We start from the raw sequence: 23,974 nt of genomic DNA, 5'->3' as shown, positions 1-23,974 counted from the left end.
AAGAAGGAGTCATATGTTAGTTTCGATGAAGGATATCCTGCAGCACGCGCATCAGCATAATTACGCGGTGATGGCAGTCAACAGCATCAATATGGAAATGGCCCGCGCTGTGATCAGCGCCGCCGAGGAAGAACATTCCCCGATTATCGTTCAGATGGGCCCGGGCCAGATCGGCAAGCATGCGCATCTGACGGAAATCGTTCCGTTAGTGAAAGAACTGGCTGAACGTGCCAGCATCCCGGTTGCCTTAAACCTGGATCACGGCGGAAAGCTGGAAGATATGGTTACGGCCATTCATAACGGCTTCACCAGTCTGATGATTGACGCTTCTTCCTATCCTTATGAAGAAAACGTCAAGCGGACTTCGGTGGTCTGCGCCTTAGCTCATCCGCATGGAATCTGTGTCGAAGCAGAGCTGGGACACGTCGGTCAGGCAGCCGATGGCGACAACAGTAAGGTCGATCTGTATACCAATGTCGAAGAAGCAAAGCAGTTCGTGAAGGATACTGGCTGTGATGCTCTGGCGGTGGCGATCGGAACAGCCCATGGCGATTATCCGAAGGGCTATGTCCCAGTGCTGAACTTTGAACGTCTGGCTGAACTGAAAAAGGCATTGGATATGCCGTTGGTTCTGCACGGCGGCAGCGGCAGCGGCGAAGAAAATATCCGCAAGGCCGTGGCAGGCGGCATCAATAAGATCAACGTCTGCACCGATGCTTTCCATGCCGCAAAAAATGCCATGCTGGAAAAGCTGGAAGCAAAACCGAATGCCGATTATCTGGAACTGTGCATGACGGCCGAAGCTGCCGTAAAGCAGTTTGTGAAGGAATATATCCGCGTCATCGGTTCCAACAATCAGTATTTCTATGGCGAGTCTGGTTCAACAGGCAACGAATAAATCCTCCCATGATTGAAACGGCGGACATTCTGAAAAAGAGTGTCCGCTTTTCTGTTTCTGATTTCAGTGTTTGTCTTGAAGAAGCTTATTATATGATCAAAATTCAAGGATAAAGAGAAAAATAAAAGGCAATCCCCAATCATTAAGGGAGAAGGATTGCCAAGATTGTATTTAATTATTTTATTGAATGTCTGTTATTTTAAAATAACGCAAATAATCAGGAATAGAAAAAACATCAAACGCCGTATAGAGGATCCAGAGATGGGTATCTTGAGTCATTTCAGTATAAACAGACCAATACAGGATTGTAAGGATCCACTTGATTATAAAGAATCGTTTAGTCTTTGCTTTTACAAAAAGGGTGTTCCAAAATAAAATTATCCAGCTCAAGAAATAAATGATCGCAAGAACGGCATAAAAATTGTAAATCGGAGGCATGCGGCGGCTTAGCAAGGATAGGGTCAGAATGATTTCATTGATACTGCATAAAAAAACAATCGGCATGCGAATTAGGGTATAAAATTTTAAATAATACAATTTGTAAACATCTAAGACTGTGTGATATCTTTTTACATGATCAAAACTATCTATGGCCGTTATCTTGAGCTGCTGCTTTCTTTTATTATAGTGTTTGATGAAACTTTCGATCTTATTCTCTCCAATCTGTTGTTGTAGACAAGCCCCGCAGAGGAACTGGTAAGCCTGGGCTGGATTATAATTGAAATCTTTTTGGTCAATTTCTGACAGAAGAGAACGGTCCTTAATGATGATGTTGTTCGTTTCCGCAGAATCCATAATGACTTTCACGGTTTCTTTAAAACACTCCTGATATATTTCAGGCGAAACTTCGATCTCGGTTTCAAATTGAGTTTTTTCAGCGATGACTTGCAGATAGGTTTCAATGATGTGATGAGACAGAAAATTATCTTGTGATCGTTTCATAATTTCTCCTTTAACTCCTATAATTCAATCATAGCATACTCCAACACAAAATGAATACGCAGATGAATTAAAGTAAATAAAATTGACAAGTCAATCCAGACCGAATGAATCAGAAAGGAAGAACGTTGAAAAAGAATCCCATTTTAATCCTGGATAAACGACAATTTACCACATTAAAATGACGAGGATTGATAATCCTGCACGAATCGTTTATGATACTTTTATAGACAGGAACAGGAAAACCGATGTTCCTGTTAAAAAGAAGAAAAGGAGAAACAAACACATGAAAATTGCATTGATGAATGAATTCAGCCAGGCTCCGAAGAACTCGATTATTCTGGCACAGCTCAAGGACGTTGTCGAACCGATGGGACACACCGTATACAACACGGCGATGGCAAAACCGTTGCTGGACCAGGATGTTCCGGAAGCGTACACCGAGGAAAATCCACGTCTGACTTATCTGCATTTAGGCATCCAGGCCTGCCTGCTGCTCAACAGCGGCGCCGTGGATTTCGTCGTGACCGGCTGCGGTACGGGCCAGGGCGCGTTGATGTCTTTGAACGCTTATCCAGGCGTTGTCTGCGGCTACTGCATCGAACCTTCCGACGCTTATCTGTTCTTACAGATCAACAACGGCAACGCGCTGTCGATTCCGTATGCAAAAGGCTTCGGCTGGGGCGGTGAACTGAACATCCACACGATTTTTGAGAAAGCCTTTGGTTCTCCGAAGGGCATGGGTTATCCGAATGAACCAGGCCGCAAAGAATCGCAGAACCGCAATGCAGCACTGTTGAATGAAGTCAAGGCGGCCGTAGGCAAGCCGGTTCTGGAAGGCTTAAAGGCTTTGGATCAGAACATGGTGAAAGAAGCCCTGACTCAGCGTTTCCAGGACTGCTTCTTTGCCGGCTGCCAAAATGCTGAGCTGGAAGCTTACGTTCGTGAAGTCTTAGGCAAATAACATGAAAAAGGTGACCCTTCCGCGCTACACGATCGGCGCGGATGCGCTAAAGGATCTTGAACATGTCGTTTTGCCGTATGGCCGCAAGGTGGCACTGATTCATGGTGAAAAAGCTTATGCTGCATGCAAAGCCTTGTTGATCCCAGCATTGGGTTCATTGGAAGTTGTCAAGGAAGTCGTTTATGGCCATGAAGCGACGTATGAGAATGTGGCCAAACTGACTCAGGACGAGGATGTTCAGCGGGCGGATGTCTTGGTTGGCATCGGCGGCGGCAAATGCCTGGATACGGTTAAGCTTGCCGGAGATCAGCTGGATAAACCAGTTGTTACGATTGCGACGATTGCTTCGACCTGTGCCGCGGTCACCAAGATCAGCATCCTCTATAACGCTGACGGTTCGTTTAAGGATATTCCGAAGCTGAAATCCGCTCCGGTGCACTGTCTGATTCCGACCTCAGTGATTGCCGAAGCCCCGATCCAATACTTGTGGGCCGGGATCGGCGATACGATGGCGAAGCATGTGGAATGTACGTTCTCGGCTCGGAATGATCAGCTCGATTATGCCAGTGAGCTGGGCCGTACGATCAGCGCGATGTGCTTTGAGCCGGTGATTGCCCATGGTGCCAGCGCTCTGCAGTCCGCGAAGAAGCAGGAAGTCAGCGATGATCTGGAACAGATCATCCAGAACATTCTGATTTCCACCGGCAGCGTTTCGCTGCTTGTGCATCCGGATTACAATTCGGCATTGGCGCATGCGCTGTTCTACGGACTGACCGTTCGCGAGCATATCGAGAAAAAGCATCTGCATGGTGAGGTCGTTTCTTACGGCACGCTGGTTCAGCTGATGATGGACGGCCAGATGGATATGCTGAAAAAAGCCTACACCTTCCATCGTCAGATCGGTCTGCCGGTTTGTCTGGCTGATCTGGAGCTGACGATCGAGGATCCGCTGTGCGATGTGCTGGAAATGGCGGAAAAGAATCAGGAACTGAACCATGTTCCATATCCGGTGACGCAGGCCTTGATCCGCAAGGCGATCGAAGATCTTGAACAGTACGCCGGCTGAATAGTCTGCAAACAAAGGGACAAGCCGTCCCTTTTCTTTTATAAAGAAGGAGGAATAAGATCTATGGAAATGACATTACGGTGGTATGGCACCGGTTATGATTCAGTCACATTAAAACAAATCCGTCAGATTCCAGGCGTCAGCGGCGTCATCACCACGCTCTATGATACGCTGCCGGGTGAAATCTGGACGCCGGAAAGAATTGCGGCAATGAAGCAGGAGGTTGAGGCTTCGGGACTGCGCGTCAGCGGTATTGAAAGCGTCAATGTGCACGATGCGATCAAGGCCGGAACCGCTGAGCGCGATGAAATGATCGATCACTATATCCAGACATTAAAGAATCTTGGCGAAGCCGATATTCACATGGTTTGTTATAATTTTATGCCGGTATTTGACTGGACAAGAACTGAACTGGCACGTCAGCGGGCCGATGGGTCAACCGTTTTGGCGTATACCCAAAAAGCGGTCGATGCACTGAATCCGGAAAAAATGTTTGCCTCGATCGGCGCGGATACCAACGGCTTTATTCTGCCGGGATGGGAACCGGAGCGGATGGCGCGGATTCAGGAGCTGTTTGAGCTGTACCGCAGCATTGATGAAGAACAGCTGTTTGAAAATCTCAGAATCTTTTTGGAAGCGATTATGCCGGTTTGTGATCGGTACAATATCAATATGGCGATTCATCCGGATGATCCAGCCTGGAGCGTCTTTGGTTTGCCGCGGATCATCATCAACGAAAGCAATATTCAACGCATGATGAACATGGTCGATAATCCGCATAACGGCGTGACATTCTGTTCCGGGTCTTACGGGACAAACCTGGAAAATGATCTGCCGCACATGATCCGATCGCTCAAAGGCCGGATTCACTTTGCGCATGTACGCAATCTGAAATTCAATTCACCGGATGATTTTGAGGAAAGCGCGCATCTGTCCAGCGACGGCAGCTTTGATATGTATGAGATCATGAAGGCTTTGTATGATATCGGCTTTGATGGGCCAATTCGGCCGGATCATGGCCGGATGATCTGGGATGAAAAGGCGATGCCGGGTTATGGACTGTACGACCGGGCTTTAGGCGCAACTTATCTCAACGGTCTGTGGGAAGCGATTGTTAAAAGTGAGGCGAAACACAGATGCGATTAACTGATGAAGGACTGAAAGACCGTCAGGTCTGGCTGAAGCAGGGCTATGCACTGCCGGAATTTGATCGTGAGTCCCTGCGTCAGGCAACTTTGAAGACTCCTCGCTGGATTCATTTTGGTGCCGGCAATATCTTTCGGGCTTATCCGATGATGCTGATGCAGAAGTTGTTGAATGCGGGACTTGCAGCGGAAGGTCTGATCGCGGCGGAGGGCTATGATGATGAGATTGTTGACAAGATGCTCAAGCCGCACGATGAGCTGAATATCCTAGTCACGCTGAAAGCCTCAGGCAGCGTAGAGAAAACCGTTATCGGCAGCCTGGCTGCGGCCTTGAAGCTGAATCCGGACAGCTCGGATTTTACTATGTTATCCAATTTATTTCAGCAGCCCAGCCTGCAGATGGCCAGCTTTACGATCACGGAAAAAGGCTATCGTGTCAGCGATGAAAATGGGGAAATCCTGCCTGAAATCAGCGCTGAATTTAACCATCAGCCGCAGGCCGCCCGCAGCTATATCGGACGGGTTGCCGCGCTGCTTTACTGCCGTTATAAAAACGGGGCGCTGCCGATCGCGATGGTCAGCATGGACAACTGTTCCCACAACGGTGAAAAACTGAAAAAAGCGATAGTGACGCTGGCCGAAGGCTGGGTCAGATCGGGTCAGGTAGAACCAGGTTTTCTGGATTATGTGCAGGACGAACAGCGCGTCAGTTTCCCATGGACGATGATCGATAAGATTACACCGCGTCCTGATCCGACGATTGAGGAAAGGCTGCGTCAGGATGGACTGGAACAGGCAGAACCAATCATAACCTCCAAGCACACCTACATCGCGCCGTTTGTCAACGCTGAAGAATGCGAATATCTTGTGATTGAGGATCGCTTTCCAAACGGCCGGCTCCCGTTAGAAAAAGCCGGCGTGATGTTTGCGGATCGGCAGACCGTTGAAAAGGTGGAACGCATGAAGGTGTCCACCTGCCTGAATCCTGTTCATACTGGATTGGCGGTGTTCGGCTGTCTGCTGGGATTTACCAAGATCAGTGATGAGATGCAGGATGCGGATTTAAATCAGCTGGCCAATCGAATTGGCCGGATTGAAGGTTTGCCGGTGGTCACCGATCCCAAGATTCTCTCACCGCGGCAGTTTTTGGACGAAGTGCTGACGCTGCGGATTCCGAATCCGTTTATGCCGGATACGCCGCAGCGGATTGCGACAGATACCTCGCAGAAACTGGGTGTCCGGTTTGGTGAAACGGTCAAGGCCTATCTGAACGAGAACCGGCCGCTGTCGGATTTAAAAGCGATTCCATTGGTGTACGCTGGATGGCTGCGCTATCTGTTGGGGATCGATGATCAAGGTCAGCCGATGCCGATTAGCCCCGATCCTTTGTTGGATCAGCTCCGAGAACACTTGACAGGGATTCAGTTAGGTCAGAGTGAACCGCAGCTTGATGGGGTACGGTCAATTTTGAAGAATTCGACAATCTTTGGTTTGGATTTGGAAGCCGCTGGATTAGCGGATCTGATCGAAGCTTTATTTGTGGCGATGCTGCAGGCACCGGGGGCAGTGCGGAAGGTGCTGCACGAACAGCTTCAATAAAGTTGTGAAAAAATAAATGAACGATACAAAAGCTGATTTTTGTGCTATTGTTAGAACAGATGAGTGAAGGAGGATGAACATGATTTATAAAGAAGGCTTGCTGGAAGGCAAGGTGGCTCTGGTCACAGGAGCCAACCGCGGATTGGGTTATGCAATGTGCGTCGGACTGGCGGAAAACGGCGCGGATATTTTCAATATCGGCCATGGCGATGACACCGGAATCCGTGAAGCAATTGAAAAACTGGGCCGCCGTTATCATTATATGAAGGCCGATTTGTCCAAACCGACCAAAGCTCTGACCGATGAAATCGTTGCGGAAGTCGTTGCGATTTACGGCCATCTGGATATTCTGCTGAACAATGCCGGGGTCAACCGCCGTGCTCCATTTTTGGAATATGCCGAGGCGGATTGGGACTACACGCTGAATTTGAATCTGAAACAAGTTTTCCTGCTTTCGCAGAGTGCGGCGAACCAGATGGTGAAGCAGGGAACCCGCGGCAAGATTATCAATATTGCAAGCATGCTTTCCTTTACCGGCGGAATTCTTGTTCCGGCTTATACCGCAAGCAAGTCAGCGATCATGGGGCTGACCAAAGAAATGGCCAACGAATTGTCAAGCCAGGGCATCAACGTCAACGCGATTGCTCCGGGTTATATGAAAACTCCGCTGACGCAGGCCATGCAGGACGATCCAGTTCGCAACAAGGAAGTTCTCGACCGGCTGCCGATCGGCTATTGGGGAGATCCTTCCGTTCTGCAGGGACCGGTGGTTTTCTTAGCCAGTGAAGCTTCTGATTATATCTGCGGCGCAACGATCCCAGTGGATGGCGGCTGGCTGGCACGTTAAAACGGATCAACAACTTGAAAATGCTGAAGCGGCATGGCTTAGATGCTATGCCGTTTTGTTTTTGTCCAAACTGCGATTTGGCGATCAGATCCGACTATGATAAAATGAAGACAAGGGTGGAAGAACGATGAAAAAAACACCACAGTTAGGTCTTGCCGGAGTCCTTCCGCTGATTATTGGGAAAGGACTGAGCCTGGTCATGCTTTTACCGATCACCGGGTGGCTGCTGCTGCCGATCAGCACAGTCCTGTATTTCTTGTGGTATCGTTTGGCTTACCGGCTGTTTGACGAACATCGAAATCTTTTTATTCAATCTTTTCTGATGTGTGCGTTTGGCTTGTTTATGCTGCTGCTTCTGTTATTCCAGGAGTTTGTTGTCGGGCATATGTGGCTGAATATTCTGGGTGTGAGCTGCCAGCTTTACTTTCTGCCGGGCTTATCGATAACGTCTTTCGTTTTATCGCCGTTTCTCTTTGGTGCAACAGAGGCCGTGCGGTTTTGGCCACTGTATCTTTGCGAATAGATAATTCTATTTATACTCTGTCTGATCGGCGGATTGATGAAAAGAAGAGACCGTTTTTAATTTCTTGTATCCAGCTGATTGAATAAAAGGATGGGCAGGGGACGAGTCATATCTATAATCTCACACATCGTCAAAATCCTCATTTTTATTGCCCGCCTATGACATAAACTCATCGAGTAATAAAAGCGTGAAATAAATTCTTGGAACGATGATCTTAATTATGAGTCTGTGGAAGGCTTCCTCCTTTTCCTTTTTGCGAAAATAGCTTACAATGATCTTAATGAATAAGCGATTAGCGGTGGATTTCAAGCAAGCTGAATCCGGGAGGCAAGATATGGCAGATCTGACAAAAAAAGCGATTGCGGAAGGCTTAAAAGAATTATGTCATCACAAAGACTTTAATAAAATATCAGTACGGGATATCACGGAACAATGCGGACTGAACCGTCAGACATTTTATTATCATTTTCAGGATAAATATGAATTGCTGGACTGGATCTATTATCAGGAAGGTTTTGTTTACTTAGCCAGCGACGTCACGTTTGACAACTGGCATGAACATATGGAAAAGCTGCTTGAAATGATGCGGGAGAATCAGATCTTCTATGAAAATACGATCAGTGCTTCCCCGCAGTGTTTTGAGGACTATCTGTTTCAAATAACCTGCACGCTTTTTGAAGAAGCGATTCGGCGTCTGGACGGCAGTCTGCGGCTGAAGGAAGACGATGTTAAGCTGTATTCCCGTTTTTACAGCTATGGCATGTGCGGCATTATCCGCGACTGGGTTCGCGGCGGAATGAAGGAAAGCCCGAAGTCCTTATCCCTGCGCATCCGTAAACTAGCCAATGACAGCGAGAAGATGGCAAGCCTGCGTCTGCAGGGGCAGTTTTAAGCCAAGAAAAAAGGCTAGATCCGTTGGATCAGCCAGTTTGTCGTGTCTTCAATGCTGGTTTTTTTCAAGAGGTTGAAACATTCTTCACTGATTTGGGATCGGTCATATTCAGGCAGATCCTTTTTTTTCAGCGTGCAGGCTAAATCGACAAGATTACGGGCTGTCTGCCGGCCGGATTTGCCGCGGCGCAGCCGATGACGGGCGGCGGTTTCCAACAAGGATTGTTTCAGCTTAGCGTCTAGTGACATTTCCTATCCCTTGCTTTCTGACATTAGAATACCCGAAGAAAGGTCTTTTGCCTATGAGCAGTTTGCGCTTTGTGTCGTAATTTTAGACAGATTTTGAGGTAACTTTTCTTCATTGAAAGGGAACTCGTTTCAAGGCTTGGAAATTGGATAAAAAAGACCGCGGAGAACCGCAGCCTTCTCATTGAATTGGTGCAACCCAGAAACTTACAAGGAAGCGAGGTATTCTTCGACGAAGTGACTGGCAACGGCGCCGTCGCTGGCCGCTGTGATGACCTGCCGCAGCGCTTTGGTGCGCACATCGCCAACCGCGAAAACCCCCGGTACCGAAGTTCGTGTTGTTTCATCCGCCGCAATGTATCCATGCTCTAATGTCAGCTGACCTTCAAATAAAGCCGTGTTGGGCAGCTGGCCGACAGCGACAAAGACGCCGTCACAGGCAATTTCCTGCAGCTCACCGCTGAATTTATCACGCAGCCGCAGCCCGGTGACTTTTTGATCATGCAGAATCGCATCCACCGTACTGTTCCAGATGAATTCCAGGTTATCACAGCTCTGCAGCGGATTGAGATAAACCCGATCAGCCCGCAGCGTATCACGGCGGTGAATCAAAATTACCTTTTCACAGATTCTTGATAAGAACAGCGCGTCCGCCGCCGCGGTGTTGCCGCCGCCGATGACTGCTACTGTCTTGCCTTTATAAAACATTCCGTCACAGGTTGCGCAATAGGCCACACCCCGACCGACAAGCGAATCTTCTTCCGCCACACCCAACTTCCGTGCGGAAGCACCGGTGGCCAGAATTACCGCGTCCGCTGTTAATTCTCGGCTGTCAGTCACGATTTTTTTCGGAACGGCATTCAAATCAACGGAAATCACTTCTTCCAGAAACGATTCAGCCCCGAATCGTTCTGCCTGAGCCTGCATTTTCATTCCCAGCTCGAAGCCGTCGACGCCTTCGTCAAAGCCTGGATAATTGTCGATTTGGGAGGTTGTGGCCATCTGTCCTCCCGCCGACAGCTTTTCTAAAATAACTGTGCGGAAACCGGCCCGCGCGCAGTACAAGGCCGCGGTATAACCGGCTGGACCTCCGCCTAAAACAGCGACTTGAACATGTTCCATATTAAATTCCCTGCTCTTTCAGCCAGTTCATAATCGCACCGCGGGAAGGCGGGTTGACTAAGGTTGTACCGTTTTTTCCTGCCTGAAACAAGATCAGGGATGGAATGGTGCTGATATCGAAGCGTTCCTCCAGCTCCGGCTGTTCATCAATATCGACCGTTCCAAACCGCACCTGTCCTTCCAGCTCTTTTTCCAGCTTAGCGATGACCGGGGCTAAGCGCCGGCAATACATGCACCAAGGTGCCTGAAAATCCAGGATGACGGGCAGTTGAGAGCCGGCGACCTCCTGATCGAAATTATCTTTTGTAATCACTGTTGCCATAACGAATCCTCCTTACCTTTATTCTGGTTTCATTATAGGCGCAGAAATCAAAAGAAAACAAGGATTTTGCCTGCGAAGGATCAGAAATCTTTCAATTCGATGAAGAAGGATTGAATAAGCCAGTAAATTTCGTTAAACTTAAGCACTAGATAGGGGGATATTCATGACTGGTATTCTAAGTAAAACGATCACTGAGTATTTCAATGGTTTTCTGAGTACGCTCGCAGAGAACAGCGGCCTTTTATTTTGGAAAGGCGTTGGGATTTTACTTGTAATTTTAGGCGGTAAGCTGGTGCTGGATCTGATCTCCAGGATGACGGCCAGACAGATCAAAAAATCCGAGGACATGCCGGAAATGCAGGCCCGCCGCGTGCAGACGATGATGACGATGACCCGCAGTACGTTCCGCTATATCGTTTACGGCATCTGCGCGCTGATGATTCTGGCGCAGCTGGGCTTCGGCAACGCGATCAACAATCTGTTGTTATCGGCTGGGATCGGTTCGCTGGCTTTGGGCATCGGGGCACAGAGTTTGATCAAAGATGTGGTCACCGGATTTTTCATGATGTTTGAAAAACAGTTTTCCGTTGGCGATTATGTCAAGCTGGATGATGTTGAAGGCACGGTAACGGCAACCGCCATGCGTGTGACCTATCTGAAAAACTTTGCTGGTCAGCAGATCATCATCCCGAATGGATCAATCGGCCGGGTGATCAATTATTCGCGCATGGATTCGCTGGCAAAAATCACAGTCAGCACACCGTATGAAGCGGATACGCGGCAGGTTATGGAAGTTCTGGATCAAGCCGTCAAGGCGTATGCCAAAGAAGTGAAGGATATTTTAGTAGAAGAACCGAAAATTCAGGGGATTACCGATTTGGCTGATTCTTCTGTCAACATTACGGTGATCTGCCGCACCTTGCCATGCCGTCATTGGGAAGTTGAGCGAGGCCTGCGGCTGGCGGTGAAGGAAGCGCTGGATGAAGCGGGAATCGGGATTCCGTATCCGCAGCAGGACGTTCATTTAAAACTGGAAAAGGAAGAAGAAACACAACCAAATTGACGTTGCGCCCTTGCGGCGGTAAAATAAAAACAATGGACTCTTGCTGGAGTCGAGGGGGAGAATAAAAATGGCAAAACCTATTCAAATCGATACGTTTAAAACGTATCAGTATCTGTCGGAAGCGACCTTGTCGAGTGACGGAAAGCGCTGTGTTTATGTACAGAGCCGAAGCAATCCGGAAGGTACGGGCTACGAGCATGATCTGGCCTGTTACAATTTTGACAGCGGACACAGTTATTTTCTGACATCCAGTCATTCCGAGCGCAACTTCCTGTTTGAGGATCAGGATCATATTCTGTTTCCGACTGACCGGACCGGCGAGGATGCCAAAGCGGCGAAAAAGGGAAAAACACAGACCACATTTTACCGCCTGAGTCTGAATGGTGGGGAAGCTCAGAAAGCCTTCACCCTGCCCTGGAAAGTGTCGGCGCTGAAAAAGGTCGATGGGGAAACGCTGGCAGCGCTGGTATCCAAGGATCTCAATGAGCTTCCGCTCGAGGGACTGGAAGGCAAGGCGCTGGATAAGGCTCTGGCTCAGCGGGAAGAAGAAAAAGATTATGAGGTTTTAGACGAGCTGCCGTATTGGTTTAACGGCCGCGGTTTTATCAATAAAAAACGCACCTGGGCGGTTCTGGTTAAGCCGGGCACGGAGTCAGTTCAGATTTTATCACCGAAATTCATGGATGTAAGGCATTTGGAAATCAGTCCGGATCAAACCAAGGTTGCGATTGCCGGTCCGGAATTTGACAGCGTCAACAGCCAGACTTCGGTTTTGTATGTTGTTGACCGAAACAGTGGGCAGCGGACGACGTTGGTGCCGTCCGGAAAGTGGAACTTCGGCCATCTTGGCTGGCTGAACGATCATCTGTTAGCTGTGACGGCCACGGATTATCAGACCTGGGGTTCCAGCGAAAATGCGAAGCTGTATACAATTGACTGCAATACCGGTGAAATGTCGCTGCTTAACGGCGAGGATCTGTCCTGGGGCAGCTCCGTCGGAAGTGACGCTAAACTGTATGGCGGCCGCGGTTGGAAAATTGTCAACGGTGAAATCTGGACGCTTCTAACCTGGGATAATCATTCAGAATTAACTGTTTTTGATGCTCAGGGACAGCGTCGGGCATTGACCACGGCCGAAGGTTCGGTTGATTTCTTCGATGTGCAGGATGACCGGGTTGTCATCGGTGCGATGCGCGAAATGCGGCTGCAGGAGCTGTATGAGCTGAAAGACGGCGCTGAAATTCAGCTGACACATATCAATGATGCGGCTCTAGACGGGAAGTATGTGGCGAAGCCGGAAAAACTGAGCTTTATTAATGACGGCGTGCGAATTGACGGCTGGGTACTGAAGCCGATTGATTTTGATGAAACAAAGACTTATCCGGCGGTTCTGGATATCCATGGCGGACCGAAGGCAGCTTATGGTGAAACCTTCATGCACGAGATGCAGTATTGGGCCTCACAGGGATATTTTGTCTTTTTCTGCAATCCGCGCGGTTCGGATGGCCGCGGCAACGCGTTCATGGATCTGCGGGGAAAATATGGAACGATTGATTATTCCGATATTATGACCTTTACCGATTTGGTTCTTGAAACGTATCCGATGATCGATGCCAAGCGGGTAGCGGTCACCGGCGGCAGCTACGGCGGATTCATGACGAACTGGATCATCGGGCATACCGACCGTTTTGCCTGCGCGGCCAGTCAGCGTTCGATTTCCAACTGGTTTTCCAAGTCCCTGACAACGGATATCGGCTACTATCACAATATGAGCCAAATGGCTTCCACCCCATGGGATAATCCTGAAAAGATGTGGAGCTTCTCGCCGTTGAAATATGCGGATCAGGCGAAAACACCGACCTTGTTCATTCATTCCGATCAGGATTACCGCTGCTGGATGGCGGAAGGCTTACAGATGTTCCAGGCCCTCAAGCTGCATAATGTTGATTCCCGGATCTGTCTGTTCCATGGTGAAAATCATGAACTGAGCCGTTCCGGCAAGCCGATCCACCGCATTCGCCGGCTGAAAGAAATGACGCAGTGGTTTGATCAGTACACCGATCATCTCAGTGAGCTGGATCCGGAAGAGGAAAAGGAAAACGAAGCGGAATAAACAGCGATCATTTCTGATTTGTTTCCAAGAGATCAACAACTTATTTCCTATTCAGAGAATCAAGATAGACTAAAAAGAGGAATAATCCGGCTGAAAGCATCGTGCTTGGTCAGGATATTCCTCTTTGTTTTTTGCTTGTGATCCATTCTTCCTTGTTGTCTTCTAATCTAAATTTATCAAATGTAAAGTTTTGATACCGAATAAGCAAATTACAGATTAATTTAGTTCTGCATGACCATATTCCATAATTTTAAGACTCAGCATGATCTGAAACAGTGTTTCGTTATCCGAAAGGCATAGATGGAACAACTCTTCAATCCGCTTTATTCGATACAGAATCGTGTTTTTGTGAGTGCACAGAATTCCGGCTGTTTCTGCAGGATTGCAGTTGCATGCCAACATTGTTTTCAAGGTAATGAAGTATTCCGTGCCATGCTGCAAATCATGTTCAATCAGGGAATCGATTCGCTGGTCACGATATTCGGACAGCTCTTGGTAACTGAAACCAGTATGATGAAACAAAGCATATTCCGGATGTTTATCAAAAGAAATCAGCTGCGGTAAATTCCTGTTCTTCATATCTGGATGATCTGCAATGCAGGCCAGCTGTTTGCGGCAGTCCATAAGATGATGAAAGACCAGACCAATACAGATCGAAATTTGAAAAGCGGAAGTCAGGGATGTCAGCCGCTGAAGCTGCAATGCGGTGAGATCCTGATCGGTGACATCGACCAGAACGTTCATCGATTGATCGTAGGAAGCGATCAGGGCTCCTGGAAAAATCCGCTCTAAGCCCGAGACAATTAAGCCGGGATTTAATGGTTCCGGCAGCTGACAGGAAACAAGGCGCCATTGCCGATCCTGATAAGCACGGATATCAGAGGTCATCCCTGCCAGCTGATCCCAGCGTGTAATGATGCCATGCAGCAAGGCATTGAACAGATTATAATTCTCGCGATCATAGCCCCAAAGACCTTGTACCGAGCAGGCTAGAGCAATGATTTTGCACAGCGTTTCGACAACGTCCAAATCAATCTCCTTAAGCGGCAATTTCACATGAGGAATGGAAACATTGCCAAAATAGCGGGATCCGATGACGACGTTGCAGAAAATTTTATCCGGAATTGCGGAATTACTGGATTTTAAGAGGACCGGCGTATCCGATGCTTTTTGATGAATTACCTGCATATAGGTCTGAAAACCTTGGGGATCATCTGCCAAGACGCCACGGATATATTCAATATCTTCATTGGGATATCCAGGAGAACAAAGCGCGAAGTCCAGATTATTCTCGGGTGAAAAGCGAACAGGGGTATTGAGAAATTCAGCGGCAGCGTTGATGATGGTCTTCAGCTCAGTATCTTTGTAAACCATCGGCAAAAGCAGAGCTTCTAATTTGGCGGATAAAAAAGACATGATTTTCTTCCTTTCTTTGTTTTATAGTACAAAAACTAAAGCGAAAATTACAGAATTAAACAAGAAACCGGTTGATTTTGGATTTTGCCTAAAATCACAAGAAGTTAATTAAATACTAACATATAACGTTAAGTAAGGAAATAAAGATATAATAAACTTAACTTGATAGAATTCTTACATATTGTATTTATAAACAAATCAGATTTGACGCGGATTGCGTTAATCATAAGAAAGGAGAGCATGGGATCAAGGAAATCTCATGCCACAAAGAAATATGAAACAAAAACTCTCACGACGCGATTTTCTAAAAGGGACAGCGGCTGGGGCTGTAAGTTTAGCCGCAGCGGGGATGTTGAGCGGCTGTAATGCTGGGGGAAGCAGACAGACCCCTGAATTGAGCTATGCCGACACAATAAAATGGGATGGTGTCTATGATGTTCTTGTCATGGGGTTTGGCGGTGCCGGTGCGACAGCGGCCCATTATGCCGCGGAAGAAGGTGCGGATGTCCTTCTTTTTGACGCTGCGCCGCAAGGACACGAAGGCGGAAATACACGCTATGCGGGTCAATTCTGTGTCGTAGGACATGACAAGGAAAAACTTATGACATATTATAAGGCGCTCTATGGCGGGCTGCCTTATGATGAAGAACTGCTGGATACGTTTACCAGCGACTTGCTGGTACTCGGCGATCGGATGATTCAGGATTATGGTGCTTCTGAGCTGATGTATTGGAAAGGCATTCCGGCCACAGCCTGGGCCATTCCTGAATTTCCGGAGCTGGAGGGCGGAGATACGATTGATTCCTTCTCGGTTCATAAAGGGGCCAGCGACGGGGCCTTGTGGAGAATGCTGCGAGAAAAGGTTGTCAATCGGGATCAGATTGATATCTGGTTTAATACCCGAGGGCAAAAATTGATTCAGGATCCGGAAACAAAGAGGATCCTGGGCATGATGATGGAACGGAATGGCGAGCTGCTGAATATCCGTGCTTTACGAGGCGTGGTTATGGCCTGCGGCGGTTTTGAAAATAATTCCCAGATGGTTGCTGATTATCTTGGCCTGGCGATTTCCAATCCACGGGGTACCCTGTATAATCGTGGTGATGGTGTTGCGATGGCGCTGGAGGTGAATGCGGATCTGTGGCATATGGATTGTTTTGAATCACTGGATATTCTCGGCGGACATTGCATTTCGCTGGGTGAAGGAACTCAGGCCATGCAGACTTCAGGTTTTAAAGAGGGTGGAAGCTTTATTTTGGTCGGACCGGATGGCAGCCGCTATCTCAATGAAACAGAATATAGCCGGCATGGTCATCTCTATCATTGTGGAGAATATCATTTACCTTCTTACCCGCAATACTCTTATTTAATTTTTGATGAGAAGATGAAGAAACAGCTGGAAGCGGAGAATTTATTGGAAGTCAATCACAGTGAGGTGTGGGTCAGCGCAGATTCTTATTCCCAATTGGCGTCTTTCATTGGAGCGAAGGAAGAAGTGCTCTTGTCTTCAATACGGAAGTATAATGCATACTGTGCAAAGGGGGAAGATGAGGAATGTGGCCGCGATCCAGAAAAAATGCAGCCGCTTGCGGAAGGGACATGTTATGCTATGAAAATGAATCCGCTTATTCTGAATACACAGGGCGGAGCGCGCAGAAATGCCCGTGCTGAAGTTTTAGACATAATGGGAAACCCAATACCCAACCTGTACTCAGCCGGTGAATTTGGCGGGATGACAGCCAAGAATTATCAAGGTGCCACCAACTTATCCGAATGCCTGGTATTCGGCAGAATAGCGGGAATCCATGCTGCACAAGTGAAGGAAAAAGAGGCTGCTTATACTTTACGTCAGGCAGTTGAGTCACCGATGACCTATAAAATTGGCAGCTCAGATGAAATTGGCGGAAGTGCAGGAATCGAATTGAAAGAAAATGAATATCTCGGAATGAGTCCTAATGGCATGGGTGGTGATGTTCAGGTCAAGGTAACCATGGATGGGGATCGGATTGTTTCCGTCGATCTTGTTCAACATTCTGAAACAGCTGGTATTTCTGATCCGGCGATCGAACAAATACCAGCCCAGATTGTTGCCCAACAGAGTACCGATGTAGATCTGGTTTCTGGGGCAACGATCACTTCCAAAGCGATCATCGCCGCAGTCCAGGATGCTTTGTCTCAGATTAAATAAATACCTACCCTGATTTAACAGGAATTCACAGCTGAAAACAGGATAAAGACCGATCGCTTAAACTTGACGAATAAACTAAAAAGACCAGCATTCAGATTGATTTGAATACTGGCCTTTTCTAATCTTGTAAAACAACGATGTTTTAAGATTCACCTTTCAATAATCGCATTGTCAAAATGGGATAGGGCATGCCCTGATCATCAGTATCTCTCTGGCATACGACGCAAAATCCCAAATGTTCATAAAATCCTGCGGCCTGCGGATTTTGTTCATTGACATCCAATTCATTCACTCCGTATTCACTCATGGCATAGGTCAGAAGTGCTGCACCCCAGCCCTGCTTACGGTAAGCCGGATCCAGAAACAACATTTCCAGTTTTTGTCCACTGATTCCCATAAAGCCGATCCAGGTTTTATCCTTTTCAGCTAGAATCAGATGGGGGATGGAAGCTAATGCCTGCGGGACATAAGTCTGAATCTTATCGATTTCTTCTTCGGACAGAAAAAGATGTGTTTCTTTGACAGAGGTCCGCCAAAGACGGGTGAGCTGGTCGATAAATTCCGGATTGCGGTCCTGAACATGGATCTCGGTAAGCAGCTGCCATTTTGGATTGACAGCGGCATTTTCCATGCTGGAAAAAGTGAAGCGCATCGTCGTATTGATCAGAACCTGAGCCTCACGCTGGATTTCATTGCGATGCAGAACCTTCCAGCCCTGTGCGCGAAAAAAGGGTTCGGCGGTCAATGAAATATCACTTTCCAAAAAAGCGGCTCCTGTCTTTTGGGCCTGTTCGCTCACCGCCTTGAACAAGGCGGAACCAACACCCTGCCGCTGAAAATCGGGATGGACATAGAAACAATCCAATTGGGTCGGACTTTCCAGATTGGCAAAGCCGGCCGGCTGCTCGGCAATAAAAGCCCCGATGGTCCAGGTGGACAGGAAACGCTCGGCCCATTGCGGATTCTCCGCGTTTTGAGTCCAGGCAGCACATTGCGCCGGTGTATAATCACAGCCGGCGATTTCAAAAACGCTGCGTTTGAACAGATTAGTCAGGGCAGGCAGATCCTGACGGGTAATCCGGCGGATTTCCATTAACGCCACAGCTCCTTTTGATGATCCATTAAAAACGCATCCAGACCCGCCAGGATTTCCCTGTGATGAATGGTATAAAGGGCATTTTTTTCAATCGCTTTGTCGGCGGCTTTGCCATGCAGCCAGACTCCGCAGCAGGCAGCATCCATCGGGGTTAATCCGCGGGCTGCCAGTGCTGCGATCAAGCCGGTTAACAGATCCCCGGAACCCGCTTTGGCCAGGCTCGGATTGCCGGTTTTATTCACGCAGCGCAGACCCTGCGGGGAAACGATCAGCGTATCCGCCCCTTTTAAAACAAGGGTTACCGAATGCGAGACTGCATATTCCTCAGCACAGCGAATTCGGTCTGCCTGAATTTCTTCAACGCTGCGTCCGCACAGCGCGCTGAATTCTCCGACATGCGGAGTTAAAATGATTTCGCCCTGCGGCTGATTCAGCCACTCTGGATGTCGGGCCAGACTGCGCAGCGCCGCGGCATCGAGAATAACAGGAACAGAACTGTTTTTCAGCACGGTTTCCAATAAAGCGTCAAGATTTTCAAGATGATCGCAGCCGCTGCCCAAAGCAATAGCATCGGATTGGCTTAATATAGCCAGAAAGTCTGCTTCAGATTGAGTCGACGGATGGAAGACCACGTGCGGACAGGCGGCTTGCAGAATCGGATAAATCTGCGGGTCAACCACCGCGCGGATCATTCCGCAGCCGATTGCCTGGGCTGCTTCCAGATTGAATTGGGCCGCACCCGCCATCCACGCGCTGCCGGCGATGACGGTCAGCCGGCCTGTGCTGTTTTTATAATCATTGTCAAATAAACGCGGAAGCAGCCGCGTCACCTGCAGCGCATCCATCTGAATCCAGCGCGAGGTTTCCGGCTCAGGAAAACCAAGGCTGATCGGGATCAGGCGATCCAGTTTCTGATGTTCCCGGCTGAACAAATGCACCGGTTTTAACGCCCCCAGCGCTAAGGTCAGCACGCTGTGCAAAGCATCCGGATCCCCCAGGCTGTGATCGGCTTCCAAGCCGCTGTTGAGGTCGATGCTGACAACGGATAGGCGCTGCTGGTTAATCCAGCGGAAGGCATCCCGCAGAAAATCCGGCAGCGGGGCATGGAAATTAAACCCAAAGACGCAGTCGACGATCACGTCATAACGCTGCGCCATGGTCTGAAACTGAGCTTCGCTCATTTCTTCGTAACCGTAAATCAAACAGGATTCCGGCAGCTTCTGCCGGGCGTCAATGGCTGCCGGGGTGCGGATGTCGTTCATCATCAAAACAATCGCCACCTGACGTTTCGCAGCCAGACAATGCCGGGCAATGACAAACCCGTCGCCGCCGTTGTTGCCGCTGCCGCACAGAATCAGAAAGGAATCATTTTCTGGATATTCATGCAGCAGCGTATCTGCGCAGCGCTTGCCGGCCAGCTCCATTAACTGCGTTTCACTTTTGCCGCTTGCCGCTTCCGCCGCGGCGATTTGATTTTTTTCGAGGATCACAGAGACCACCTCCTGCATCCTATTCTAACATAAATTGTTCAGGCTCCCAAAAGAATGGTATAATGAATTCAAATAAAAAGGGGGTATATCTTTGATTTGGAATGAAGCATTAGAACAATATGTCAGCGATCATCAGAATGAGGTTGTTGAACTGATCCGCACGCTGGTAGCGATACCGGCCTTCAGCAATCATGAACAGGCGCGGGCGGAATACTGCGCAAAGTGGTTCCGTGAATGCGGTGCGGAAGACGTGAAAGTGGATACAGCATCCAACGTCATCGTAACACTGGGTGACGTTCAGGCCGGCGGAGCCGTGGCCTTTATGGCGCATCTGGATACGGTGTTCCCGGATGAAACCGGCTTTGAGCTGATTGAAGAAGACGGCTGGCTGAAAGCGCCGGGAGTGGGCGATGATACAGCCAACGTGGCGTTATTGATGGTGATCGCCCGCTATTTGATTGAGCAGCACTGCCAGCCGAAGCAAGGCGTTCTGATCGTGCTGAATGCTGGCGAGGAAGGCCTGGGCAACCTCAAGGGCTGCCGTCAGCTGATGCAGGATTACGCCGGCAAGCTGAGCGAGGTCTATTCCTTTGACGGTTCGTATAAAGGTTATGTCAACAAGGCGGTCGGATCGGTTCGCTATCGTGTCGAGGTGAAGACGGAAGGCGGACATTCCTATGGGGCCTTTGGCAACCGCAATGCGATCCGCGTTCTGGCCTCCTTGATCGATACGCTGTATTCAGTCAAAGTCCCGGAAGGCGGAAAAACGACCTACAATGTCGGAACGATTGAAGGCGGCACTTCGGTCAATACAATCGCTCAGCAGGCAGCGATGCTGTTTGAATTCCGTTCTGATGTCCGCGAACATCTGCAGCAGCTGCGCGATATGTTTGACAGCCTGATCGAGGCCTATCGGAAGATGGGCGTGGAGATCAATGTTGAAATTTTGGGTGAGCGGCCATGTATGGGCGATATCGATGAAGAGAAGCAGCGGGCGATCGAGAAGAAAGTCGAAGATCTGATCGAACGGCGGATCGGCACTCGGCCGGAAGGTCATTCCGGATCCACCGACTGCAACATTCCGTTTTCCCAGGGTGTCAATGCATTGTGCTTCGGCGGATACCTCGGCGAAGGGGCGCATACCCGGCAGGAAAAAATCGAAAAGGCTTCACTGCTTCCGGGCTTAGGCGTCATGATGGAATTTGTTTTAGATTATTTTCTTTGATTTTTAAGTTGAAAAAACAGCTTGATTCCGTGATTCGACTTTATTTAATTGATGTTCAATGCTATAATAAAATCGATTAGGGGGTACCTGACAAATGGAAAAGAAAACAATTCAAGATTATATCGACATTATCAATCAGAAAAAATGGGATGCGCATAACATCCAGTGGCTGTATATTGATATCAATGCGAAAGAGCTGATGACAGAAGTTGAGCCGAAGGTCAACAATCTGACGGCCTGCTGCAAGGCGATGATGGAAATCATGCTGGAAGGCGACCGCTTTATCGAGCTGCCGAAGGTGAAATCCAAGATCGGCGGAGCGCTGACTGTGCGGTATTATTGCGACAATTTGAGTCCGGAACGCCGGAAGTATTCAGAAGTCAATCAGTAATGAAAAGGGCCGCATATTCAGTGCGGTCTTTTTTGTCAAAAATTAGAAAAGAGGAGCAGAAGTATGGATAAGTATCGTAAGCGCAGAGCCGTGGCCATTGCCCATGAAATGGTCGACCTGCTGGCGGAAAAAGGGTATATTACCTATTACGCCGAAAATGTGGAGGAAGCCCGCGATAAAGTGCTGGAGCTGATTCCCAAGGGCGCCAGCGTCGGCGTCGGCGGTTCGGAAACGTTGAAAGCCATGGATATGATCAATATCCTGCGCAACGGCGATTATCATTTTTTCGACCGCTATCAGGAAGGTCTGCCGTTTTCCGAGGTCGAGGAAATTTATCGTCAGGCATTATTGGCGGATGTGTTCCTGACCAGTTCCAATGCGATTACCCGGCAGGGCCAGCTGGTTAATATTGATTCGTCTGGGAACCGGGTTGCGGCGATCAGCTACGGACCGCGCAAGGTGATCGTGGTCGCCGGCGTGAACAAAGTGGTAGATACGCTGGATGATGCGATGAAACGGCTGCGTCAGATCGCTCCGCTCAACGCGATGCGTGTGCATCACAAGGCACCGTGTGTTGAAACGGGAAAATGCATGGATTGTCAGATTCAGCAGTCTGTCTGCAACTCCGTCGGAATTATAAACCATGGCCGGAAAACACCGGGACGCTTCACAATCATCATGATCGCTGATGAAATTGGATTCTGATCTTGAAATCTTGAACTGTGAGCGTTGTGCGGATAATAACGTTGTCCTAAAAGCACTGTCGTTTGCTTCATTCTGACTAAAATTTAAAAAAATAGACATGCGGCTTTCTCTAATGGGAGAAAGGGCATGTCTTTTTTATCGTTATTTCAAATAAGACAGATCATTGAATTTGCGCACGATCCGCTTGCCGTCACGTTCCCATAAGCAGGAAACGCCGCCGGCCTGTCCGGCAAACTGGATGGAATTCAGAGCATCCGCTTCCAATCCCAGCCATAAGGCCTGCAGCACGCCCAGCGTATCGCCGTGAGAGACCAGAATCAGGATATCGTCCTCCTGTTGCAGAAGATGGTCCCAGAAAGAACTTAACTGTTCGGCCTGTTCGCGCCGCGTTTGAGCTGAGGGAAACAGCCGGTCGTCGATCGTGATTTCCGGTGTTAAGAGATTCGCTTTCAGCCAGGCGACAGACTGACCGACGGCTTCGCCCAGATACCGCTCCCTGAGCAGCGGTTCTTTTTCAGCTTTGATTCCTAAAGCTTCGCCGATGATTTCAGCAGTGTGCCAGGCGCGTCTCAGATCCGAAGACAGAAGGCGGATAGGTTTGCCGGCCAGTTCTGCTTTCAGATTCAAAGCGATGCGCTGGGCTTGCTGTACTCCCAGCTCGCTTAAATCCCAATCTGTCCAGGAACCCACCATGCCGTTGAGATGATGCTCAGACTGCGGATGCTGCAGCGTATAAATGATTTTCATAGCCGACCTCTTTTCTAATTGGATTGACTCGGGATTTCATTATAGCTGCAGGGACTGAAAAAGACCAGGGGCTGCAGATAAAATTTGTTCTTTGAAAACAAAAAAAGGCTCTTCTCTGCTTTTTCAGCAAGGCTTAAGAATTTCTTTTGAATTTCCAGAAGGGGATCTTCATGTTTAACGGGTAGAATAAAACCAGAAAACAAAAAGGAGCCTGAATTTATGGAACAGAAATCAAAGTGGCAGAAGCGGGTACGGTGGTTCTCCATCAGCGCGGTAATTGTCTTTACGATCGTCATGACGGCAGTGTTGTTTGTTTTATTTCAAAGCGTGGCCTCCGATCCTGCGCAGTTCAAAATCTGGCTGGATCAGTTCGGCTGGCTGGGACGGATTGTGCTGACCGGCATGATGGCCTTACAGGTGCTGGTGGCCTTGCTTCCAGGAGAAATCATTGAAACTGGTGCGGGTGTCGCCTACGGACCGATTGAGGGACTGATTCTCTGTCTGATCGGCGCCGCGATCGGCACGGCCTTGATTTTCTGGCTCGTTCGCCGCTACGGCTCCAATTTAGTCGAATGTCTGGTGCCGAAGGAAAAACTGGATAAGCTTTCCTTTATGAAGGATGAACAGAAGCTTGACAACCTGATCTTTCTGATCTTTCTGATTCCAGGAACCCCGAAGGATATCATCACGTATTTCGCCGGTCTGACTCCGGTTAAATTCTCCCATTTCCTCTTCATTACCACGGTTGCGCGGATTCCCTCGGTGATCACTTCGACGCTGGCCGGAGATAAGCTGATTCAGCAGGATTTCGTTTCCGCCTTCTGGATTTATGCGATTACGATCGCTTTCAGCGGTGCGGGACTGCTCGTTTACCGGTCAGTGATGAAAAAGCGTCGGGAACGGGCATTAAAACGTCAGCTAAACCAACAAAATCAAGACAAGAAAGGCAAAGCGGCCTTTGTGCCAGCGAAGGGATAA

The 23,974-nt window shown here is 48.7% G+C and carries 23 protein-coding genes; 15 read left to right on the top strand and 8 right to left on the bottom strand.

What is annotated here, in order from left to right; genetic code table 11:
• The first annotated feature begins 13 nt into the window (after window positions 1-13).
• Complete coding sequence (locus MCG46_RS12115; protein ID WP_240280235.1) at window positions 14-898, top strand: class II fructose-bisphosphate aldolase; 885 nt, start codon at window positions 14-16, stop codon at window positions 896-898.
• Window positions 899-1,078: 180 nt separating this feature from the next.
• Here MCG46_RS12115 and MCG46_RS12110 read toward each other — a convergent pair whose 3' ends face one another.
• Window positions 1,079-1,840 (bottom strand): hypothetical protein, encoded by a 762-nt coding sequence (locus MCG46_RS12110; protein WP_240280234.1) that lies wholly within the window; start codon window positions 1,838-1,840, stop codon window positions 1,079-1,081.
• A gap of 283 nt (window positions 1,841-2,123) precedes the next feature.
• Here MCG46_RS12110 and MCG46_RS12105 point away from each other — a divergent pair, with 283 nt between their 5' ends.
• The 7 genes from MCG46_RS12105 (at window position 2,124) to dhaS (ending at window position 8,873) form a co-directional block, all read left to right on the top strand.
• Window positions 2,124-2,801, top strand: a complete 678-nt coding sequence (locus MCG46_RS12105; RefSeq protein WP_240280233.1) for an RpiB/LacA/LacB family sugar-phosphate isomerase — start codon at window positions 2,124-2,126, stop codon at window positions 2,799-2,801.
• 1 nt (window position 2,802) lies between these two features.
• A complete protein-coding gene (locus MCG46_RS12100) occupies window positions 2,803-3,867 on the top strand; it encodes an iron-containing alcohol dehydrogenase family protein (RefSeq protein ID WP_240280232.1) in 1,065 nt (354 codons plus the stop codon).
• 63 nt (window positions 3,868-3,930) lie between these two features.
• Complete coding sequence (uxuA, locus tag MCG46_RS12095; protein ID WP_240280231.1) at window positions 3,931-5,013, top strand: mannonate dehydratase; 1,083 nt, start codon at window positions 3,931-3,933, stop codon at window positions 5,011-5,013.
• Window positions 5,004-6,611, top strand: a complete 1,608-nt coding sequence (locus MCG46_RS12090) for a mannitol dehydrogenase family protein (RefSeq protein WP_240280230.1) — start codon at window positions 5,004-5,006, stop codon at window positions 6,609-6,611. Before uxuA ends, MCG46_RS12090 begins: the two co-directional genes overlap by 10 nt.
• 79 nt (window positions 6,612-6,690) lie before the next feature.
• A complete protein-coding gene (kduD, locus tag MCG46_RS12085; protein WP_240280229.1) occupies window positions 6,691-7,458 on the top strand; it encodes a 2-dehydro-3-deoxy-D-gluconate 5-dehydrogenase KduD in 768 nt (255 codons plus the stop codon).
• Between the two features lie 127 nt (window positions 7,459-7,585).
• The gene (locus MCG46_RS12080; protein WP_240280228.1) at window positions 7,586-7,981 is read left to right on the top strand and encodes a hypothetical protein; all 396 of its coding nucleotides are present in this window, start codon (window positions 7,586-7,588) and stop codon (window positions 7,979-7,981) included.
• Between the two features lie 334 nt (window positions 7,982-8,315).
• Window positions 8,316-8,873 carry a dihydroxyacetone kinase transcriptional activator DhaS gene (dhaS, locus tag MCG46_RS12075; RefSeq protein WP_240280227.1) on the top strand — a complete coding sequence of 186 codons (558 nt, stop codon included), beginning with the start codon at window positions 8,316-8,318 and terminating at the stop codon, window positions 8,871-8,873.
• A gap of 14 nt (window positions 8,874-8,887) precedes the next feature.
• Here the strand turns inward: dhaS and MCG46_RS12070 are convergent, their stop codons facing one another.
• The 3 genes from MCG46_RS12070 to MCG46_RS12060 all read right to left on the bottom strand — a co-directional run bounded on the left by MCG46_RS12070 (window position 8,888) and on the right by MCG46_RS12060 (window position 10,562).
• The gene (locus tag MCG46_RS12070; RefSeq protein WP_154237753.1) at window positions 8,888-9,121 is read right to left on the bottom strand and encodes a hypothetical protein; all 234 of its coding nucleotides are present in this window, start codon (window positions 9,119-9,121) and stop codon (window positions 8,888-8,890) included.
• Window positions 9,122-9,325: 204 nt separating this feature from the next.
• Window positions 9,326-10,240 carry a thioredoxin-disulfide reductase gene (gene trxB / locus MCG46_RS12065; RefSeq protein WP_240280226.1) on the bottom strand — a complete coding sequence of 305 codons (915 nt, stop codon included), beginning with the start codon at window positions 10,238-10,240 and terminating at the stop codon, window positions 9,326-9,328.
• A gap of 1 nt (window position 10,241) precedes the next feature.
• A complete protein-coding gene (locus MCG46_RS12060; protein WP_240280225.1) occupies window positions 10,242-10,562 on the bottom strand; it encodes a thioredoxin family protein in 321 nt (106 codons plus the stop codon).
• A gap of 163 nt (window positions 10,563-10,725) precedes the next feature.
• On the opposite strand from MCG46_RS12060, the gene MCG46_RS12055 reads away from it, so the two are divergent.
• Together MCG46_RS12055 and MCG46_RS12050 are read left to right on the top strand one after the other, a co-directional pair.
• The gene (locus MCG46_RS12055; RefSeq protein ID WP_240280224.1) at window positions 10,726-11,625 is read left to right on the top strand and encodes a mechanosensitive ion channel family protein; all 900 of its coding nucleotides are present in this window, start codon (window positions 10,726-10,728) and stop codon (window positions 11,623-11,625) included.
• A gap of 67 nt (window positions 11,626-11,692) precedes the next feature.
• Window positions 11,693-13,738 (top strand): alpha/beta hydrolase family protein, encoded by a 2,046-nt coding sequence (locus tag MCG46_RS12050; RefSeq protein WP_240280223.1) that lies wholly within the window; start codon window positions 11,693-11,695, stop codon window positions 13,736-13,738.
• A gap of 216 nt (window positions 13,739-13,954) precedes the next feature.
• Here MCG46_RS12050 and MCG46_RS12045 read toward each other — a convergent pair whose 3' ends face one another.
• The gene (locus MCG46_RS12045; RefSeq protein ID WP_240280222.1) at window positions 13,955-15,154 is read right to left on the bottom strand and encodes a PucR family transcriptional regulator; all 1,200 of its coding nucleotides are present in this window, start codon (window positions 15,152-15,154) and stop codon (window positions 13,955-13,957) included.
• Window positions 15,155-15,413: 259 nt separating this feature from the next.
• Here MCG46_RS12045 and MCG46_RS12040 point away from each other — a divergent pair, with 259 nt between their 5' ends.
• On the top strand, window positions 15,414-17,342 hold the full coding sequence (locus tag MCG46_RS12040; protein ID WP_240280221.1) for an FAD-binding protein: 1,929 nt from the start codon (window positions 15,414-15,416) through the stop codon (window positions 17,340-17,342).
• Window positions 17,343-17,484: 142 nt separating this feature from the next.
• Here the strand turns inward: MCG46_RS12040 and MCG46_RS12035 are convergent, their stop codons facing one another.
• The gene (locus tag MCG46_RS12035) at window positions 17,485-18,435 is read right to left on the bottom strand and encodes a GNAT family N-acetyltransferase (RefSeq protein WP_240281454.1); all 951 of its coding nucleotides are present in this window, start codon (window positions 18,433-18,435) and stop codon (window positions 17,485-17,487) included.
• Window positions 18,435-19,928: an NAD(P)H-hydrate dehydratase gene (locus MCG46_RS12030; RefSeq protein ID WP_240280220.1), complete on the bottom strand. Its 1,494-nt coding sequence runs from the start codon at window positions 19,926-19,928 to the stop codon at window positions 18,435-18,437. Before MCG46_RS12030 ends, MCG46_RS12035 begins: the two co-directional genes overlap by 1 nt.
• A 91-nt stretch (window positions 19,929-20,019) precedes the next feature.
• Between MCG46_RS12030 and MCG46_RS12025 the strand changes: the two genes are divergently transcribed.
• The 3 genes from MCG46_RS12025 to MCG46_RS12015 all read left to right on the top strand — a co-directional run bounded on the left by MCG46_RS12025 (window position 20,020) and on the right by MCG46_RS12015 (window position 22,249).
• Window positions 20,020-21,153 carry a M20/M25/M40 family metallo-hydrolase gene (locus MCG46_RS12025; protein WP_240280219.1) on the top strand — a complete coding sequence of 378 codons (1,134 nt, stop codon included), beginning with the start codon at window positions 20,020-20,022 and terminating at the stop codon, window positions 21,151-21,153.
• 94 nt (window positions 21,154-21,247) lie between these two features.
• Window positions 21,248-21,544 carry a hypothetical protein gene (locus tag MCG46_RS12020; RefSeq protein ID WP_240280218.1) on the top strand — a complete coding sequence of 99 codons (297 nt, stop codon included), beginning with the start codon at window positions 21,248-21,250 and terminating at the stop codon, window positions 21,542-21,544.
• Window positions 21,545-21,607: 63 nt separating this feature from the next.
• Window positions 21,608-22,249, top strand: a complete 642-nt coding sequence (locus MCG46_RS12015) for a lactate utilization protein (RefSeq protein WP_240280217.1) — start codon at window positions 21,608-21,610, stop codon at window positions 22,247-22,249.
• A gap of 141 nt (window positions 22,250-22,390) precedes the next feature.
• Here MCG46_RS12015 and MCG46_RS12010 read toward each other — a convergent pair whose 3' ends face one another.
• Entirely contained in the window at window positions 22,391-22,996 is a 606-nt protein-coding gene (locus MCG46_RS12010) for a histidine phosphatase family protein (RefSeq protein WP_240280216.1), read from the bottom strand.
• Between the two features lie 219 nt (window positions 22,997-23,215).
• Here MCG46_RS12010 and MCG46_RS12005 point away from each other — a divergent pair, with 219 nt between their 5' ends.
• A complete protein-coding gene (locus MCG46_RS12005) occupies window positions 23,216-23,974 on the top strand; it encodes a TVP38/TMEM64 family protein (protein ID WP_240280215.1) in 759 nt (252 codons plus the stop codon).

The organism is Holdemania massiliensis (genome assembly GCF_022440805.1).
Classification (GTDB): Bacteria; Bacillota_I; Bacilli_A; order Erysipelotrichales; family Erysipelotrichaceae; genus Holdemania; species Holdemania massiliensis_A.
This window is presented reverse-complemented; position numbering and strand designations above follow the sequence as displayed.